This window comes from Vibrio sp. HENC-03, from assembly GCF_000305755.2.
Classification (GTDB): Bacteria; Pseudomonadota; Gammaproteobacteria; order Enterobacterales; family Vibrionaceae; genus Vibrio; species Vibrio owensii.
The window spans coordinates 1-16479 of the sequence record NZ_JH976116.1; the positions used below are offsets into that span (position 1 = coordinate 1).

The following is a 16479-nucleotide window of genomic DNA, read 5'->3' on the forward strand; positions in this document are numbered from 1 at the left end:
GCTATCCGTGAAGGTGGCCGTACTGTAGGTGCTGGTGTTGTTGCTAAGATCTTCGACTAATTCTTACTGAATTAATCGTAATCTTGCACTCTTCTTCTTTTTGAAGAAAGCGCTAGAAAAAGGGAAGCTAAGGCTTCCCTTTTTTATACCTACTATTCCTCTTTTCAATATGGTTATAAGCCCGTCATTCTTAATCATGCTTTTTGTTCCTTAAAAACATGAGCTTAGTTCTACTCGATTTTCTCTTCTTTTTAGCTATCTGCTAAGTCACTGAAAACTGCCAAAACGGTCCAGACCGTTATAACAAAACGTTCTGTAATTCGCCTTAATACAACTGGTAACAAGAACGATTCTTGTTTATATTCATTCCAAAGTGAAATTTAAAGGTTTTGAATATGTACGTTTGTCTTTGCCATGGTGTCTCTGACAAGAAAATTAGGAAGTTGGCGATAGATGAAGGCGTAACCGACATTAAAGGAATCAAACGATGTACTGCTCTAGGTAGCCAATGTGGCAAGTGCATCAAGCAAGCAAAAGAAGTTTTAGCTGAAACGGAATACTTAACACTGAAACAAGCTAGCTAATTATTAGTTAGGGCTTTTTGACACCTTCTCATTTGCTTCTACATTTAAATGAAGCCAAAGAGGAGGGCTTTGTCATGAAAGGCGATCCAATCATAATCCAACATCTCAATAAAGTGCTCGGCAACGAGCTCGTCGCTATCAATCAATATTTCCTTCATGCTCGAATGTATAAAGACTGGGGCTTAAAGCATCTTGCTGACAAGGAGTACCACGAATCGATTGATGAAATGAAGCATGCTGATCATCTGATCGAACGTATCTTGTTTTTAGAAGGGCTACCTAACTTACAGGATCTCGGTAAGCTAATGATTGGAGAAGATACCAAAGAAATGCTTGAGTGCGACTTAAAGCTCGAGATGGCCGCGATTCCCGATTTAAAAGATGCGATTGCTTATGCTGAAGACGTTCGTGATTACGTATCTCGAGATCTTTTCCAAGAGATCTTAGAGGATGAAGAAGAGCATGTTGATTGGCTTGAGACACAACTTGGCTTGATCGAAATGTCCGGCATAGAGAATTATCTGCAAGCACAGTACGTTGATGAAGAGTGAGAAGATAACGCTGTTTTCTCATCTGAACGAAGTGATTCAAAGAGCACCTGACCTGTAAACTAGGTGCTCATCACTAATATCTGGTCTAATCTCTTTTATTATCGGCCTTTTTAAGGATATCGCTCGCAATCTAGCCTATGAAGATTGACTTCTATCCTTTAGAATTTATTCCCCCTTACCGAAAAAATAACAAAAGAGAAACGATCCATGTCTGAAGACAATCGCCAAGAAGTCACCCCAGAAGAAGAACGCCGCCAACAAGCATTGGATTACCATGCATACCCAACTCCAGGAAAAATTGCAGTAGAGTTGACTAAGCCTGCTGAAACTGCAAATGATCTTGCTCTTGCATACAGCCCTGGTGTTGCAGAGCCAGTACGTGAAATCGCACAGAACGCTGACAACGTGTATAAGTACACAGCGAAGGGCAACATGGTTGCGGTTATTTCTAACGGCACGGCTATTCTTGGTCTTGGTAACCTTGGCCCGCTAGCTTCTAAACCAGTAATGGAAGGTAAAGCGCTATTGTTCAAACGCTTTGCTGGTTTAGACTCAATTGATATCGAAGTAAAACACCGCACGATCGACGAATTTGTCGACACAGTAGCAAACATTGCTGATACATTCGGTGGTATTAACTTAGAAGATATCAAAGCACCAGATTGTTTTGAGATTGAAAAGCGCCTGATTGAACGTTGTGACGTACCAGTATTCCACGACGATCAACACGGTACAGCGATCGTAACGGCAGCAGGTATGTTGAATGCAATCGAGCTGCAAGGTAAGAAGTTAGAAGAATCAACCATCGTTTGTCTTGGTGCGGGTGCTGCGGCTGTGGCATGTATGGAGCTGTTGATCAAATGTGGCGCAATGCGCGAGAAGATCTACATGCTGGATCGTAAAGGGGTGATCCATACACGTCGTGACGACCTAAACGAATACAAACAACTATTCGCAAACAACACTGACAAGCGCACGTTAGAAGATGTTATTGAAGGTGCGGATCTGTTCTTGGGTGTATCGGGTCCAAACCTACTACCTGCAGAAGCATTGAAGCTAATGGCAGATAAACCAGTGGTGTTCGCATGTTCAAACCCAGACCCAGAAATCAAACCAGAATTGGCTCACGAAGTGCGTGATGACTTGATCATGGGCACGGGCCGTAGCGACTACCCGAACCAAGTAAACAACGTGCTTTGCTTCCCATTCATTTTCCGTGGTGCGTTAGATGTGCGTGCAAGCGAGATTAATGATGAAATGAAGCTAGCGGCAGTTGATGCGATTCGTGAATTGGCAAAAGAGCCAGTTCCAGAAGCGGTATTGAAGGCGGCAGGCGTAGACAAGCTAGAGTTTGGTTCTGACTACATCATTCCAAAACCAATGGACTCACGTCTATTACCACGCGTAGCAAAAGCGGTTGCACAAGCTGCAGTTGATTCAGGTGTCGCGCGTATTGAGATGCCTGAAAACTACATGGCTGAGTAATTAGTAGAGTAGACGCTTCAGATAAACAAAAGGGACGCCAGTGCGTCCCTTTTTCGTTTGCTTTGAAACTGCCCTCGGTGCAGGTTCTCACCTTGACGAATTTGTAAGCAATTATTCTTCGTCAAATGCTTCGAATTCGATGCCCATTGCTGTCATCAGTGCTTTCGCTTCCGTCGGAATATCATCTGGACGGTCTTTACGAAGGTCTTCATCTGTTGGCAGTGGTTGGCCTGTGTAAGCATGTAAGAACGCTTCACATAATAGTTCACTGTTAGTCGCATGGCGTAAGTTGTTGATCTGGCGGCGAGTTCGCTCATCAGTCAGCACTTTTAAAACTTTTAGCGGGATAGAGACGGTAATTTTTTTTACTTGTTCGCTTTTTTTACCGTGCTCAGCATACGGGCTAATGTATTCGCCATTCCAGTCAGCCATTGCGCACCTTCATTAATGTAATAAGTTAGAGAAATAAATATAGGTGCTGATTTTAGCTGCATTTACTGCCATAAGCAAAGACATATAGACGTCTAGAAGTGTTGACGTCTCATTTTTAGACAAGTAAAGTGAGGTTAATAGTTAGGGAAGAGTGTTAATCAATTGAGCAATACAAGCTAGATATAGCGCATTCCCATTTAGATGTCACCACCCGTGAAAGGATACACCCATGAGCACCCGTAAGCCTGCGACCATTGCTGTACGCACTGGTATCGAGTCAGACAGTCAATATCACGCTGTTGTACCACCAATCTACCTTTCTACTAACTACGGCTTCCCTGCGTTTGGTGAAGTTCCACAATACGATTACACCCGTTCTGGTAACCCAAACCGAGGCTTATTAGAAAAAGCACTGTACGAGCTTGAATCAGGCAAAGGCGCGGTTGTCACTAACTGCGGCACATCGGCACTAAACCTTTGGGTATCGGCGTTTCTTGGACCTGATGACTTAATTGTCGCGCCGCATGATTGCTACGGCGGTACTTACCGTTTGTTCAATACTCGCGCCAACAAAGGCGACTTTAAAGTGCAGTTTGTTGACCAGTCGGATCAGCAAGCGTTGGATGCGGCGATTGCGAAAAAACCAAAGCTTATCTTGCTAGAAACACCGTCAAACCCGCTCGTACGCGTTGTTGATATTGCGGCTGTGTGTGAGAAGGCAAAACAAGTCGGCGCTTTAGTCGCAGTGGACAATACCTTTTTGACACCTGTGTACCAAAAGCCTTTGGAGCTTGGTGCGGATTTTGTTATCCACTCAACAACGAAATACATTAATGGTCACTCTGACGTGATTGGTGGTGTGGTGATCACCAAGAGCGAAGAGCATGCTGAAGAATTAGCATGGTGGGGTAACTGCATTGGCGCTACGGGTACGCCATTCGACAGTTATATGACGCTCCGTGGAATTCGCACGCTGGGTGCGCGAATGCGAGTCCATGAAGAAAGTTCTCAGCAAGTGTTGGCTTATCTGCAAACACAATCCTTGGTAGCGAAGATTTATCATCCGAGTCTGCCAGAGCATCCGGGTCATGACATCGCGAAAAAACAACAATCAGGCTTTGGCTCTATGCTGAGCTTTGAATTTGCCGGTTCGTTTGAGCAATTAAAAGTGTTCGTTAAAGAGCTAGAACTGTTCTCCCTTGCTGAGTCGCTAGGTGGTGTAGAAAGCTTGATTTGTCACCCTGCTTCAATGACGCATCGTGCGATGGGTGAAGAAGCTCTGGCTGAAGCAGGCGTTTCTCAACAGTTACTGCGTTTATCAGTTGGCTTAGAAGATGCGCAAGATCTGATTGCCGATCTTGAGCAAGCATTCGCGAAAGCAGCACAGTAATTGGGAGAGAAAAGGCTATGAGTGTACAACGTCAGCTGCATAAATTTGGTGGTAGCAGCTTAGCAAACCCAGAGTGTTACCAACGCGTCGTGGGGATCCTTAAAGAGTATTCATCAGAAAACGATTTAGTGGTGGTGTCCGCAGCAGGCAAAACCACTAACCGCTTGATTGATTTTTTGGAAGGGTTGGATAAAGACGGCCGCATCGCACACGAAGCTCTGCAAAGCTTACGCCAGTTCCAGACAGAGTTAGTTGAAGCTTTGTTAGAAGGAGAGGTACAAGCGCAGGTGCTTGCTTCACTTCAAGATGAATTCAGTACCTTAGCTGAGTTGACAGCTCCGCTAACAGAAGCACAAAAAGCCGCAGTGCTAGGGCATGGTGAAGTCTGGTCTTCACGTTTGCTAGCCGCATTGTTATCTCAGCAAGACTTGCCAGCAGTCGCTCTAGATTCACGTGCCTTTTTGCGCGCAGAAGCAGGTACGCAGCCAGAAGTCGATCGTGCTCGTTCTTATGCACTTATTAAAGAAGCATTAACTCAACATAACCATAAGCGCGTCATCATTACGGGTTTCATGGCGCAGAATAATGCGGGTGAAACCGTTCTGTTAGGTCGCAATGGTTCAGATTACTCAGCCACTGTGATTGGTGCGTTGGCGGAAGTAAATACCGTGACAATCTGGAGTGATGTCGCTGGTGTGTATAGCGCAGACCCGCGTTTGGTGTCGGATGCATGCTTGTTACCCCTACTGCGTTTAGATGAGGCGAGTGAACTTGCTCGTTTAGCAGCCCCAGTACTGCACAGCCGTACGCTTCAGCCTGTTGCTCAAAGTGCGATGGATTTGAACCTGAAGTGCAGCTATCAACCAGAATCTGGCTCAACGCGTATTGAACGTGTATTAGCCTCGGGTCGTGGTGCGAAGATCATTACTTCCCTTGATGAAGTGCTACTGGTGCAACTGTCATTTGTGCATGGCCATGATTTTGAGCGAGCGCAGAAAGAAGTGCTGCAAGCGTTAAAGCGCGCTCAATTAGAGCCACTAGCATTTGAAGCGCAAGAAGATCAGCAAAGCTTGCGTTTGGCGTACACGGCAGAGATTGCTGGCGGAGCATTGACTTATCTACAAGAGCTCGCCGTTGAAGCGGAAATTAAACTGAAAGAAGGGTATTCGTTGCTAGCTGCCGTTGGCGCTGGTGTGACGAAAAACGCAAACCACTGCTTTGGTTTTTACCAACAACTTAAGCATGCGCCTGTTGAGTTTATTTCAGAGACGGAATCTGGCTTGAGCTTGGTCGCTGTACTGCGCCGTGCAGAAGTCGAAGAGTTAGTTCAACGTATTCATAGTCAGCTGTTTCAAGCGCAGAAGCGCGTAGCGGTGGCTTTGTGTGGTAAAGGTAACATTGGTTCAAGTTGGTTATCGTTGTTTTCTGAGCAAAAAGAAGAGCTCGAAAAACGCCACGGTATGAGCTTTGATTTAGTGGCCGTTGTAGACAGCCAGACTTACTGGTTCGATGAAAACGGTATTAATGCAGCAACGGTTGCCCAGCGCTTCGATGATGAAAGCATTGAGAATGACGGTCACTGGCTCAATAAACTGGGTGCTCTGCAAAATTACGATGAAGCGGTCGTGCTTGATGTCACGGCAAGCAAGGAGCTCGCTGCCCGTTATGTAGACATTGCACAGCAAGGTATTCACTTGATCTCTGCAAACAAAGTGGCGGGTTCAGCAGACAGCCATTACTACCACCAAGTGCAAGATGCTTTTGCGAAGATCGGTCGTCATTGGCTTTACAACGCGACAGTGGGGGCAGGGCTACCGATAAACCATACGGTTCGAGATTTACGTGAAAGTGGCGATGATATTGTCGCACTATCAGGCATTTTCTCAGGTACGTTATCGTGGTTATTCCAACAGTTTGACGGTTCGGTACCTTTTGCCGAGCTTGTCGACTTGGCATGGCAACAAGGTTTGACTGAGCCTGATCCTCGCTCCGATTTAGATGGCTCTGATGTTATGCGCAAGCTGGTTATCTTAGCTCGTGAGTCTGGTTTAAATATTGAGCCCGAGAGCGTGAAGGTGGAGTCACTCGTTCCTGAGGAATTACGTGATTTGAACATTGATGCTTTCTTTGACCAAGGTGATATTCTCAGCGAGATTCTTCAAGAACGTTTGACCAAGGCGCAGAGAAACGACCAAGTGCTACGTTACGTCGCACGTCTAGAACGTAATGGTAAAGCAACGGTGGGGGTAGAAGCGTTGTCACGTGAGCACGCATTAGCGAACTTGTTGCCGTGCGACAACATCTTTGCCATTGAGAGTAAGTGGTACAAAGACAATCCTTTGGTGATTCGCGGCCCTGGTGCGGGGCGCGAAGTAACGGCTGGTGCGATTCAATCGGACCTTAACCGCCTAGCGGGCTTGTTCTAAATCTCGCTGAAGCAATTTTTGCGAACGACAACAAAACCTTGGACTGTCTCCGGGGTTTTTTATTATTTGGATAATGCCATACTGAACCGGAAAGCGAGGCTAAGGATAAGCCGCCAAGCAACTTGAACTATCCTCATTATGAACTTGAGAAAAATTCATAATCACAAGGTTGACATTAAATCGCATTCAATACATTCTGTAGACATATAGACGTCTAAACGGCGGTTTAAGGAATTTTGATTTCGTGGTGGAGTTGCCACAGGGAGAGTAAGATGGGATACACGCATGCAGGGCACATCGATGCCTTAAACCAGAATATCGCTGAACTATCAGACAACATCAACGTCTCATTTGAGTTTTTTCCGCCAAGCAGTGAGAAGATGGAAGAAACACTGTGGAACTCAGTACACCGCCTTAAAACTCTCCAACCAAAATTTGTATCTGTTACGTACGGCGCAAACTCAGGCGAACGTGACAGAACCCACTCGATCATTAAAGAAATCAAAGCGGCGACAGGTCTTGTGGCTGCGCCTCACTTAACTTGTATCGATGCATCTCGTGATGAACTCATCAACATTGCAGATGACTATTGGAATAACGGTATCAAGAACATTGTTGCCCTACGTGGTGATATTCCACCAGGTGGCGGTGCGCCAGATATGTACGCTTCGGACTTGGTAGAGTTGCTTAAAGCGCGCCATGATTTCGATATTTCAGTCGCTGCTTTCCCAGAAGTTCACCCAGAAGCAAAAAGTGCTCAATCAGATCTGCTTAACTTAAAGCGTAAGGTCGATGCAGGTGCAAACCGTGCAATTACTCAATTCTTCTTTGATGTGGAGTCTTACCTACGTTTTCGTGACCGCTGTGTAGCGGCAGGAATCGACGTTGAAATTGTCCCAGGTATTTTGCCAGTTTCTAACTTCAAACAAGCCTCTCGCTTTGCGGCGCAGAACAATGTGAAAGTACCAGGCTGGATGAGTAAGCAGTTTGAAGGCTTGGATGATGACCCAGTGACGCGTCAGCTGGTTGGTGCAAGCCAAGCAATTGATATGGTTCGTGTATTAAGCCGTGAAGGTGTAAAAGATTTTCACTTCTACACATTGAACCGTGCAGAGATGACTTATGCACTTTGCCACACTTTAGGTGTTCGTCCACAAGTTGCAGTAGGCGCTTAATACGCTTTCCCCAAATAAACAAAAGGCTTGCCCATCGGCAAGCCTTTTTCGTTTCATTTAAAGTGACGAATTAGCCGATCACTTCAAGTTCTGTTAGCACTTCTTCTGCCCAGTTAATCCACGCTTCACGTAGCATTAAGTTGCGACGAAGTGTTAGACGCTCAAGACGTGCTTGTTTGTCTAGTGTTGATGGTGTTGCGTAGTACGCAGCTTCGATTTCTTTGTAGTGAGAAACCAGTTTGCGAGACTCTTCTACAAGCTCAGAAAGTTGATCGCGGAACGGCGTTGCTGGTTGCACTGCACAAGCCATTAGCTTTGCAGAGAACTCATCACGTACTGTTGGGTGTGCAGTTGGTTGATCAAACCACTCGCCCAGAGCGCTGCGACCAGCGTCAGTGATTGAGTATACCTTACGGTCTGGTTTGCCTTCTTGAGGTTCTAATACGCAAGTAACCAGTTCTTTCTCAGCCATTTTATTAAGTTCACGATAAACTTGTTGGTGGCTTGCTTTCCAGAAGTAACCGATGCTAGCTGAGAATTCTTTAGTGATGTCGTAACCGGTAGCGTCGCGAGTGCTAAGTACAGTTAGAATTACGTGTGGTAATGACATGTCTTCAATCCAAATGGTCAATAAACTTGTAAACAAGCTATCTACACTTTCAGTTGCGCTCTTATTGGCGCTTGAGTTTTTTATGTGTAAATAGCACCAACAATGTTGGTCCTGTCACCTTAAAGCCGTTTATCACCTAGAGTGTGGTGTTTCCACCGAGCTGGAGCTTATTTGATTGGACTTGTGAGCTTCCAGCAGGCAAGTAGTATATAAATAATAAGCATGAAGTGGAATAGTAGGACAAAATTACCCAAAAAAACTAATAAAATACTCAATAGTGTTTTTGAGTAGTGATTTATTTTGTTTTTAAGAGACTTTTTGTTTTCTTTTTGGATTAATGAGCTGGTTGCGTATTGCTCAAATAGTAGAAGTGATTGGTGATTAGTAATAAAGGCTGAGCAAGAGCTCAGCCTTTTAATGCTTTTTGCGTAGCTAAGTTAACCTGTGTTACGCATACCAGCGGCAATACCAGCAATCGTCACCATCAATGCTTCTTCAAGATTTGCAGAAGCTTCTTCTGTTTGACGAGTACGGTATAGTAACTCCGCTTGAAGCATGTTCAATGGTTCTACGTAGATGTTACGTAGGCGGATTGATTCTTGGCCCCAAGGGTCGCTTTGCATCAGGTTCTCGTTGTTTTCTACGTTCAGTACGGACTTAATATCACGCTGAAGTTGTTCACGCAGTCGGTCACCCAATGGCTGAAGTGGCGTCTCAACTAGGCGTTGATCATAGTAACGCGAGATTTCCATGTTGCACTTGGTGTACACCATCTCAAGCATACCTAGGCGAGTTGAGAAGAACGGCCATTCACGACACATCTCTTCCAGTAACGCTTGATGACCTTTGTCTACCGAGTATTGAATTGCTTCACCAGCACCTAGCCATGCAGGTAGAACCAAGCGGTTTTGGCTCCAAGAGAAGATCCATGGAATCGCACGCAAGCTTTCTACACCGCCGTTTGGATTACGTTTTGCAGGGCGAGAGCCTAGAGGCAGTTTACCTAGTTCAAGCTCAGGTGTTGCTTGGCGGAAGTAAGGCACGAAGTCTGGTTCGCCACGAACGACGCTACGGTAGGCTTCACAGCTTACTTCAGACAGCACGTCCATTAGGTCGCGCCACTCTTGTTTAGGCTCTGGTGGTGGCAGTAGGTTCGCTTCAAGGATTGCACTCGCGTACAGGTTGAAACTGTTAACGGCAACATCAGGTAGACCCAACTTAAAGCGGATCATTTCGCCTTGCTCTGTTACACGCAGACCACCTTTCAAACTCTTAGGTGGCTGAGATAGTAGTGCAGCATGAGCAGGCGCACCACCACGACCAATCGTACCGCCACGACCGTGGAACAGTGTGAGTTCTACGCCTTCTTCTTCTGCAACCTTAACCAGTGAATCCATCGCGTGGTATTGCGCCCAGCCTGCTGACATTACGCCCGCATCTTTTGCAGAATCAGAGTAGCCGATCATCACCATTTGGTGGTTTTGGATAAAGCCGCGGTATAGGTCGATGCCCATCAGCTGTTTGATTACCGCTTCCGCGTTGTTCAAATCGTCTAGCGTTTCGAACAGAGGACATACGTCCATGCGGTAAGGACAGCCTGCTTCTTGCAACAGTAGGTGCACGGCAAGTACATCAGAAGCGGTACGTGCCATTGAGATAACGTAAGCACCAAACGCTTCACGAGGCTGCGCAGCAACAATCTTACAGGTATCCAAAACCTCTTTAACTGGCTCTGATGGTTCCCAGTCACGAGGTAGAAGAGGGCGTTTAGATGCAAGTTCGTTAGTTAGGAAAGCTACCTTATCTTGCTCGCTCCACTGCTCGTAGTCACCAATACCTAGGTAACGAGTCAGTTCAGATAGAACGTCGGCATGACGAGTACTTTCTTGACGGATATCGAGACGAACTAGGTGGATACCGAACGCTTTAACACGGCGTAGTGTATCCAGCAGTGAGCCGTTAGCAATCACGCCCATGCCACATTCGTTTAGTGATTGGTAACACGCGTAGAGTGGCTCCCAAAGCTGCTCTACTTTTTGCAGTGGCGCTTTGACTGCCAGTTTCTGGCCATGAACTTTCGCGTCTAGAATGTCTTTCGTTTCGTTCAATAGTGAACGAAGCTGTTTTAGGATCGCACGGTATGGTTCGTGCTGATCATCACCGGCAAGCTCACGAACTTTGTCGTTGCACACTGTCATCGACAGTTCGCTGATCAGTTCGTTGATGTCATTGAGGTATAGGTCTGCCGCTTTCCAGCGAGACAGAAGCAGTACTTCACGAGTCACGCTGTGGGTTACAAATGGGTTACCGTCACGGTCACCACCCATCCAAGATGAAAAGTGCACAGGGCGGGCATCAATTGGTAGACCTTCGCCAAGGTAAGATTTCAGGCGGTCGTTCATTTCACGTAGGAAGTCAGGTACGGCTTCCCATAGTGAGTTCTCTACAACCGCAAAGCCCCACTTGGCTTCATCAAGAGGCGTTGGACGCTGCTGACGGATAACGTCAGAGTGCCAGCTTTGAACGATAAGTTGCTCAAGGCGACGTTCAGTTTTTTTACGCTCTTTGAAAGAGAGATCGCTCAGCTCCAGCTTAGATAAACACTCGTTGATCTTTACCAGTTTGTTGATCATGGTGCGACGAGTGATTTCGGTTGGGTGCGCAGTTAGAACCAATTCAATGTTCAGGTCGCGAACCGCTTGCGCCGTGTCTAGCTTGCTCACATCATTTTGCACTAGCTTTGAGAACAGCGAGTTAATTGCGTCAGGTTCGCAGATGTGCTCTTCACAATGGCGTGAAATGGTGTGGTATTGCTCAGCAATATTGGTCAGGTTTAGAAATTGGTTGAACGCACGGGTCACGGGCGTTAATTGCTCATCTGGTAGGCTTTTAATTTCTTCTATTAAGCTGTCTCTGTCAGCATTATTCCCAGCTTGAGCCGATTTGGATAATTTACGAATGGTTTCCACTTTCTCGAAGATTTCTTCGCCATGAGCATCACGAATTGTGTTACCCAGAAGGTGGCCCAACATGCGCACATTACTTTTGAGTGCGGCGTATTTCTCGTTCATTGTCATCCTGCCTCGTAAAAAAACTACATCCATTGTCCTTGTTAAGACTCCAATCTAGCGAAAACCACCAGTTCTAGTCAAATAAAGCAGAGTAAGTTTGCAATTATTCCACTGCTCTCCTGATTTAGAGCAAAATTAGGTCAGCTTATACCGCTTGAAGTGAAAATTAATTACAAAATCGCTCACTAAAAGAAGGATATAGCGTGCTAGAAGATGAGTGGCGTAGATAACAAAATGCAGCCCAATCGAGCTGCATTGTCAGGAAAGTACAGAATGCGACTAACAACAATATTTCACCATCGCACGTGACAGCACATCGATGGTTGGGTCAATAAAGTTGAAAGAGAGGAACTCATCTGGCTGGTGGGCTTGGTCAATAGAGCCAGGGCCAAGAACTAAGGTCGGGCACAACTGCTGAAGAAATGGTGCTTCAGTACAGTAGTTAACGGTTTCTGAACTGGTTTGGCAGATCTCTTCAACACCACCGATAAATGGGTGATCGTGTTGACATTCGTAACCCGGAATTGGCTCGTGTAGGGGAATAATTTCTAATCGCCCTGGCCATTTCGCTTCGACTTCTTTCAAGGCTCCGCGCAGCATGTTCTCTAAACCATCGAGGCTAATACCAGGAAGAGGACGCACGTCATAATGCAGTTCACAACAACCGCAAATACGGTTTGCACTGTCACCGCCATGAATATGACCAAGGTTCAGGGTAGGGCTCGGAATGGCAAAACCCGGATGGTGGTACTCTTTCACTAGCTTGTCACGCAGTTGCATCATGGCAAACATGACCTCATGCATGATTTCAATGGCGTTGACACCAAGTGCTGGATCCGATGAGTGACCAGATTTACCCGTTACGCGAATAGCATTTGCCACATGTCCTTTGTGACCACGAATAGGCACTAGGCTAGTAGGTTCACCAATGATGCAGTAATCCGGTTTAAACGGCACGTTCTCAGTGAAATGACGCGCACCCAGCATGGTGGTTTCTTCATCACAGGTCGCCAACACATAAAGCGGCTTAGTCTGCTTACTCCAGTCGACTTTCTTTACCGCTTCATAAATAAAGGCAAAGAAGCCTTTCATATCCGCCGTACCTAAACCGTAAAAGCGGTTGTCTTTCTCAGTTAGCTTATGTGGATCAAAACTCCAGCGCCCTTCATCAAATGGCACGGTATCACTGTGGCCTGCGAGAAGTAAGCCGCCTTCACCGTCACCCATACGTGCGATCATATTGTGTTTGCCTGGTTCCACTTCGATCACTTCAACACTAAAGCCAAGATCTTTAAACCAAGATGCCAGCTTCTCGATCACTTTGGCATTGCCTTGATCCCAACTTGGATCGGTTGAGCTTATCGAAGAGGTACTGATCAGTCCTTCATAGACCTCTAGAAAACTTGGTAATTGCATGGATTCTTCAATTCTCCTGTTGACAGACAGAGCACAAAAATGTAAAACACATATTAAATCATATTTATTGAATAAAAAATCAAAATAAAGCAAAAATTAAATATGAATAATCACTTTGAGCCTTAAGTATATGGATGTCATGTAATGCTAAAAACCACGATTATCGGAGCCAGCGGCTACACCGGCGCAGAGTTGGCTTTAATGGTCAACAAACACCCTGAACTCAAGCTATCAGGTTTATACGTTTCCGCCAATAGCGTAGATGCAGGAAAGAATATTGCTCAATTGCACGGCAAGTTAGCGGGTGTGATTGATATGCCAGTTTCGCCACTGACTGACCCTGAGCAAGTTGCTCAAGCGTCAGATGTGGTCTTTCTGGCTACAGCACATGAAGTGAGCCACGACTTAGCCCCAATTTTCTTAGAGGCGGGCTGTCAGGTATTCGATTTATCCGGTGCATTCCGTGTGAAAAGCGAAGGCTTCTACAACACCTTTTATGGCTTCGAACATCAATATAACAACTGGCTAGATAAAGCAGCATACGGCTTAGCGGAGTGGAACCAAGAATCAATAAAAACCACTCCTTTGATTGCAGTGGCAGGTTGCTACCCGACCGCTTCACAGCTTGCAATCAAACCTTTATTAGAACACGCATTACTGGATACCAACCAATGGCCTGTGATTAACGCAACCAGTGGTGTATCAGGTGCAGGGCGTAAAGCCTCCATGGTTAACAGCTTCTGCGAAGTGAGCTTGCAACCTTACGGTGTCTTTAACCATCGTCACCAACCAGAGATTGCTCAGCATTTGGGTTGCGATGTGATTTTTACTCCACACCTAGGCAACTTTAAGCGCGGCATTCTTGCCACTATCACGATGAAGTTGGCGCAAGGCGTGACGGAAGCACAGGTGGCGAAAGCGTTTGAACAAGCTTACCAAGGCAAGCCTGCGGTTCGTCTTAAAGGTGATGGTATTCCACGTATTCAGGATGTCGAAAATACCCCTTTCTGTGATATCGGCTGGAAGGTTCAAGGCGAACACATCATTGTGATTTCGGCGATCGACAACCTACTTAAAGGTGCATCGAGTCAAGCGATGCAATGTCTCAATATTCATTACGGTTACCCAGAACTGACAGCGTTGCTGTAGTCGTTGAAAGAGGGAAATGCGATGACGCAAACCAATCAAGCTCCTTTAGTCATTAAGCTCGGTGGTGCAGCTCTATCTTGCACCCAAACCTTAAGCCAACTGTTTGGCGCCATTGCGGCTTACCAAAAGTCGGCACAGCGACAAATCGCCATCGTTCATGGCGGTGGCTACCTAGTTGATGAGTTGATGGCAAAGCTTCAGCTTGAAACCGTAAAGAAAAACGGTCTTCGCGTGACGCCTTATGAGCAAATTCCTGTTATTGCAGGCGCGCTTGCAGGCACCGCAAACAAGTTGCTTCAAGGTCAAGCTATTGCGGATGGTCTGAATGCAGTAGGTCTTAGTCTCGCCGATGGTGGATTATGTCATGTTGAAGAACTTGACCCAGAGTTAGGCGCTGTAGGCAAAGCATCACCAGGTGATTCAACCCTTTTACAAGCAGTGCTAAACACAGGTGCACTGCCGATCATCAGCTCAATTGGTCTGACTGAAAAAGGTCAGATGATGAATGTGAATGCTGACCAAGCTGCGGTTGCTGTGGCCGGAGCATTGGATGCGGAGTTAGTGCTTCTGTCTGATGTGAGCGGTGTACTCGATGGCAAAGGGCATTTGATCAAAACACTATCTGAGCAAGAAGCGGATGCGTTGATCAAAGGGCAAGTGATCACCGACGGCATGATCGTCAAAGTTAAAGCCGCTTTGGAGGCTGCCAATGATCTTGGTCGTCCTATCGAAGTCGCGACATGGCGTTACCCAGAGAAACTGACCCAGCTATTCGCGGGTGAAAGTATCGGAACGCAGTTTCTGCCGCAATAGAGCAGAAGCAAACCAGTTAAAGAATTGAACATTAGGAAGTGGTTGGCACTGACCGCCGAGAGCAGCGCCAGTTAAGTTTGGAGAAAAAACATGAGCAAAGTGAACGTAAATAAAGTGGTAGTCGCATACTCAGGCGGTCTAGATACTTCAGTAATCATCCCGTGGCTAAAAGAGAACTACGACTGTGAAGTTGTAGCTTTCGTTGCCGATGTTGGTCAAGGTGCCGAAGAACTAGAAGGTATTGAAGCGAAAGCAAAAGCTTCAGGTGCTTCTGAGTGCTACATCGCTGACCTGAAAGAAGAAATGGTCGCAGACTACATTTACCCGACACTAAAAACGGGTGCTTACTACGAAGGTAAATACCTACTAGGTACGTCAATGGCGCGTCCAATCATTGCCAAAGCGCAGGTTGAAGTGGCACGTAAAGTCGGTGCAGACGCTCTGTGTCATGGCTGTACAGGTAAAGGTAACGACCAAGTACGTTTTGAAGGTGCATTTGCAGCGCTAGCACCAGATCTGCATGTTATTGCGCCTTGGCGTGAGTGGGATCTAGTGAGCCGTGAAGAATGTCTGGATTACCTAGCAGAGCGCAATATCCCTTGTACGGCTTCTCTTACTAAGATTTACTCGCGTGATGCGAACGCATGGCACATTTCTACTGAAGGTGGCGTTCTAGAAGATACATGGAATGCGCCAAATGAAGATTGCTGGGCTTGGACGGTGGATCCAGAGCAAGCACCGAATGAAGCTGAAACTGTAACGCTGAAAGTTGCGAAAGGTGAAGTTGTTGAGGTAGACGGTGAAGCGATGACACCATACAACGCACTGGTTTATCTAAATGAAAAAGGTGCGAAGCACGGCGTTGGTCGTATCGATATTGTCGAAAACCGTCTAGTGGGTATGAAGTCTCGTGGTTGCTACGAAACTCCGGGTGGCACCATCATGATGGAAGCGCTGCGTGCGGTAGAGCAACTTGTGCTGGACAAAGCGTCATTTGAATTCCGCGAGGAGCTTGGTCTGAAAGCATCACACCTTGTTTATGATGGTCGTTGGTTCACGCCGCTGTGCAAGTCTATTCTTGCGGCTTCTGAAGAGCTCGCGCAAGACGTGAATGGCGAAGTGGTTGTGAAGCTTTACAAAGGTCACGCAACGGTAACGCAAAAACGTTCGGATAACAGTTTGTACTCTGAAGAGTTTGCTACTTTTGGTGAAGATGAAGTTTATGACCAAAGCCATGCTGAGGGCTTTATCCGCCTTTACTCGCTCTCAAGCCGTATTCGTGCGTTGAACAGCCAGAAAAAATAAGCCAATTTAAAACCTTATAAGATAAGAGACCTGCCACTATTGGCAGGTCTTTTTCGTTTTTGCTGACCTCAT

13 protein-coding genes are annotated in these 16479 nt (G+C 46.2%); 9 read left to right on the forward strand and 4 right to left on the reverse strand.

The features are described from left to right. Window positions 1–395: 395 nt before the first annotated feature. The 3 genes from VCHENC03_RS0125660 (at window position 396) to VCHENC03_RS16535 (ending at window position 2620) form a co-directional block, all read left to right on the forward strand. The gene (locus tag VCHENC03_RS0125660) at window positions 396–584 is read left to right on the forward strand and encodes a (2Fe-2S)-binding protein (RefSeq protein ID WP_032802546.1); all 189 of its coding nucleotides are present in this window, start codon (window positions 396–398) and stop codon (window positions 582–584) included. A 74-nt stretch (window positions 585–658) separates the two neighbouring features. Next, on the forward strand, window positions 659–1135 hold the full coding sequence (bfr, locus tag VCHENC03_RS16540; protein ID WP_005438394.1) for a bacterioferritin: 477 nt from the start codon (window positions 659–661) through the stop codon (window positions 1133–1135). Between the two features lie 207 nt (window positions 1136–1342). Then, the gene (locus VCHENC03_RS16535; protein WP_009705505.1) at window positions 1343–2620 is read left to right on the forward strand and encodes a malic enzyme-like NAD(P)-binding protein; all 1278 of its coding nucleotides are present in this window, start codon (window positions 1343–1345) and stop codon (window positions 2618–2620) included. 111 nt (window positions 2621–2731) lie between these two features. Here VCHENC03_RS16535 and metJ read toward each other — a convergent pair whose 3' ends face one another. Continuing rightward, window positions 2732–3052 carry a met regulon transcriptional regulator MetJ gene (gene metJ, locus VCHENC03_RS16530; protein ID WP_005432736.1) on the reverse strand — a complete coding sequence of 107 codons (321 nt, stop codon included), beginning with the start codon at window positions 3050–3052 and terminating at the stop codon, window positions 2732–2734. 229 nt (window positions 3053–3281) lie between these two features. Here metJ and VCHENC03_RS16525 point away from each other — a divergent pair, with 229 nt between their 5' ends. The 3 genes from VCHENC03_RS16525 (at window position 3282) to metF (ending at window position 8043) form a co-directional block, all read left to right on the forward strand. After that, window positions 3282–4442 carry an O-succinylhomoserine (thiol)-lyase gene (locus VCHENC03_RS16525; RefSeq protein WP_005438396.1) on the forward strand — a complete coding sequence of 387 codons (1161 nt, stop codon included), beginning with the start codon at window positions 3282–3284 and terminating at the stop codon, window positions 4440–4442. Window positions 4443–4459: 17 nt separating this feature from the next. Further along, complete coding sequence (locus VCHENC03_RS16520; protein ID WP_009705506.1) at window positions 4460–6868, forward strand: bifunctional aspartate kinase/homoserine dehydrogenase II; 2409 nt, start codon at window positions 4460–4462, stop codon at window positions 6866–6868. A 272-nt stretch (window positions 6869–7140) separates the two neighbouring features. Beyond that, complete coding sequence (metF, locus tag VCHENC03_RS16515; protein ID WP_005438398.1) at window positions 7141–8043, forward strand: methylenetetrahydrofolate reductase; 903 nt, start codon at window positions 7141–7143, stop codon at window positions 8041–8043. A gap of 70 nt (window positions 8044–8113) precedes the next feature. On the opposite strand, the gene VCHENC03_RS16510 is transcribed toward metF, so the two are convergent. The 3 genes from VCHENC03_RS16510 to argE all read right to left on the reverse strand — a co-directional run bounded on the left by VCHENC03_RS16510 (window position 8114) and on the right by argE (window position 13140). After that, window positions 8114–8653 carry a PadR family transcriptional regulator gene (locus VCHENC03_RS16510; protein WP_009705507.1) on the reverse strand — a complete coding sequence of 180 codons (540 nt, stop codon included), beginning with the start codon at window positions 8651–8653 and terminating at the stop codon, window positions 8114–8116. Between the two features lie 437 nt (window positions 8654–9090). Continuing rightward, window positions 9091–11724 (reverse strand): phosphoenolpyruvate carboxylase, encoded by a 2634-nt coding sequence (gene ppc, locus VCHENC03_RS16505; protein WP_009705509.1) that lies wholly within the window; start codon window positions 11722–11724, stop codon window positions 9091–9093. Window positions 11725–12003: 279 nt separating this feature from the next. After that, entirely contained in the window at window positions 12004–13140 is a 1137-nt protein-coding gene (argE, locus tag VCHENC03_RS16500; protein ID WP_009705510.1) for an acetylornithine deacetylase, read from the reverse strand. 144 nt (window positions 13141–13284) lie between these two features. Here argE and argC point away from each other — a divergent pair, with 144 nt between their 5' ends. From argC to VCHENC03_RS16485, 3 genes are all read left to right on the forward strand, one after another. Further along, window positions 13285–14289, forward strand: coding sequence for an N-acetyl-gamma-glutamyl-phosphate reductase (argC, locus tag VCHENC03_RS16495; RefSeq protein ID WP_005438403.1), 1005 nt, complete (start codon window positions 13285–13287; stop codon window positions 14287–14289). 21 nt (window positions 14290–14310) lie between these two features. After that, window positions 14311–15102, forward strand: coding sequence for an acetylglutamate kinase (argB, locus tag VCHENC03_RS16490; protein WP_009705511.1), 792 nt, complete (start codon window positions 14311–14313; stop codon window positions 15100–15102). 90 nt (window positions 15103–15192) lie between these two features. Continuing rightward, on the forward strand, window positions 15193–16407 hold the full coding sequence (locus VCHENC03_RS16485) for an argininosuccinate synthase (protein WP_009705512.1): 1215 nt from the start codon (window positions 15193–15195) through the stop codon (window positions 16405–16407). Window positions 16408–16479: the final 72 nt, after the last annotated feature.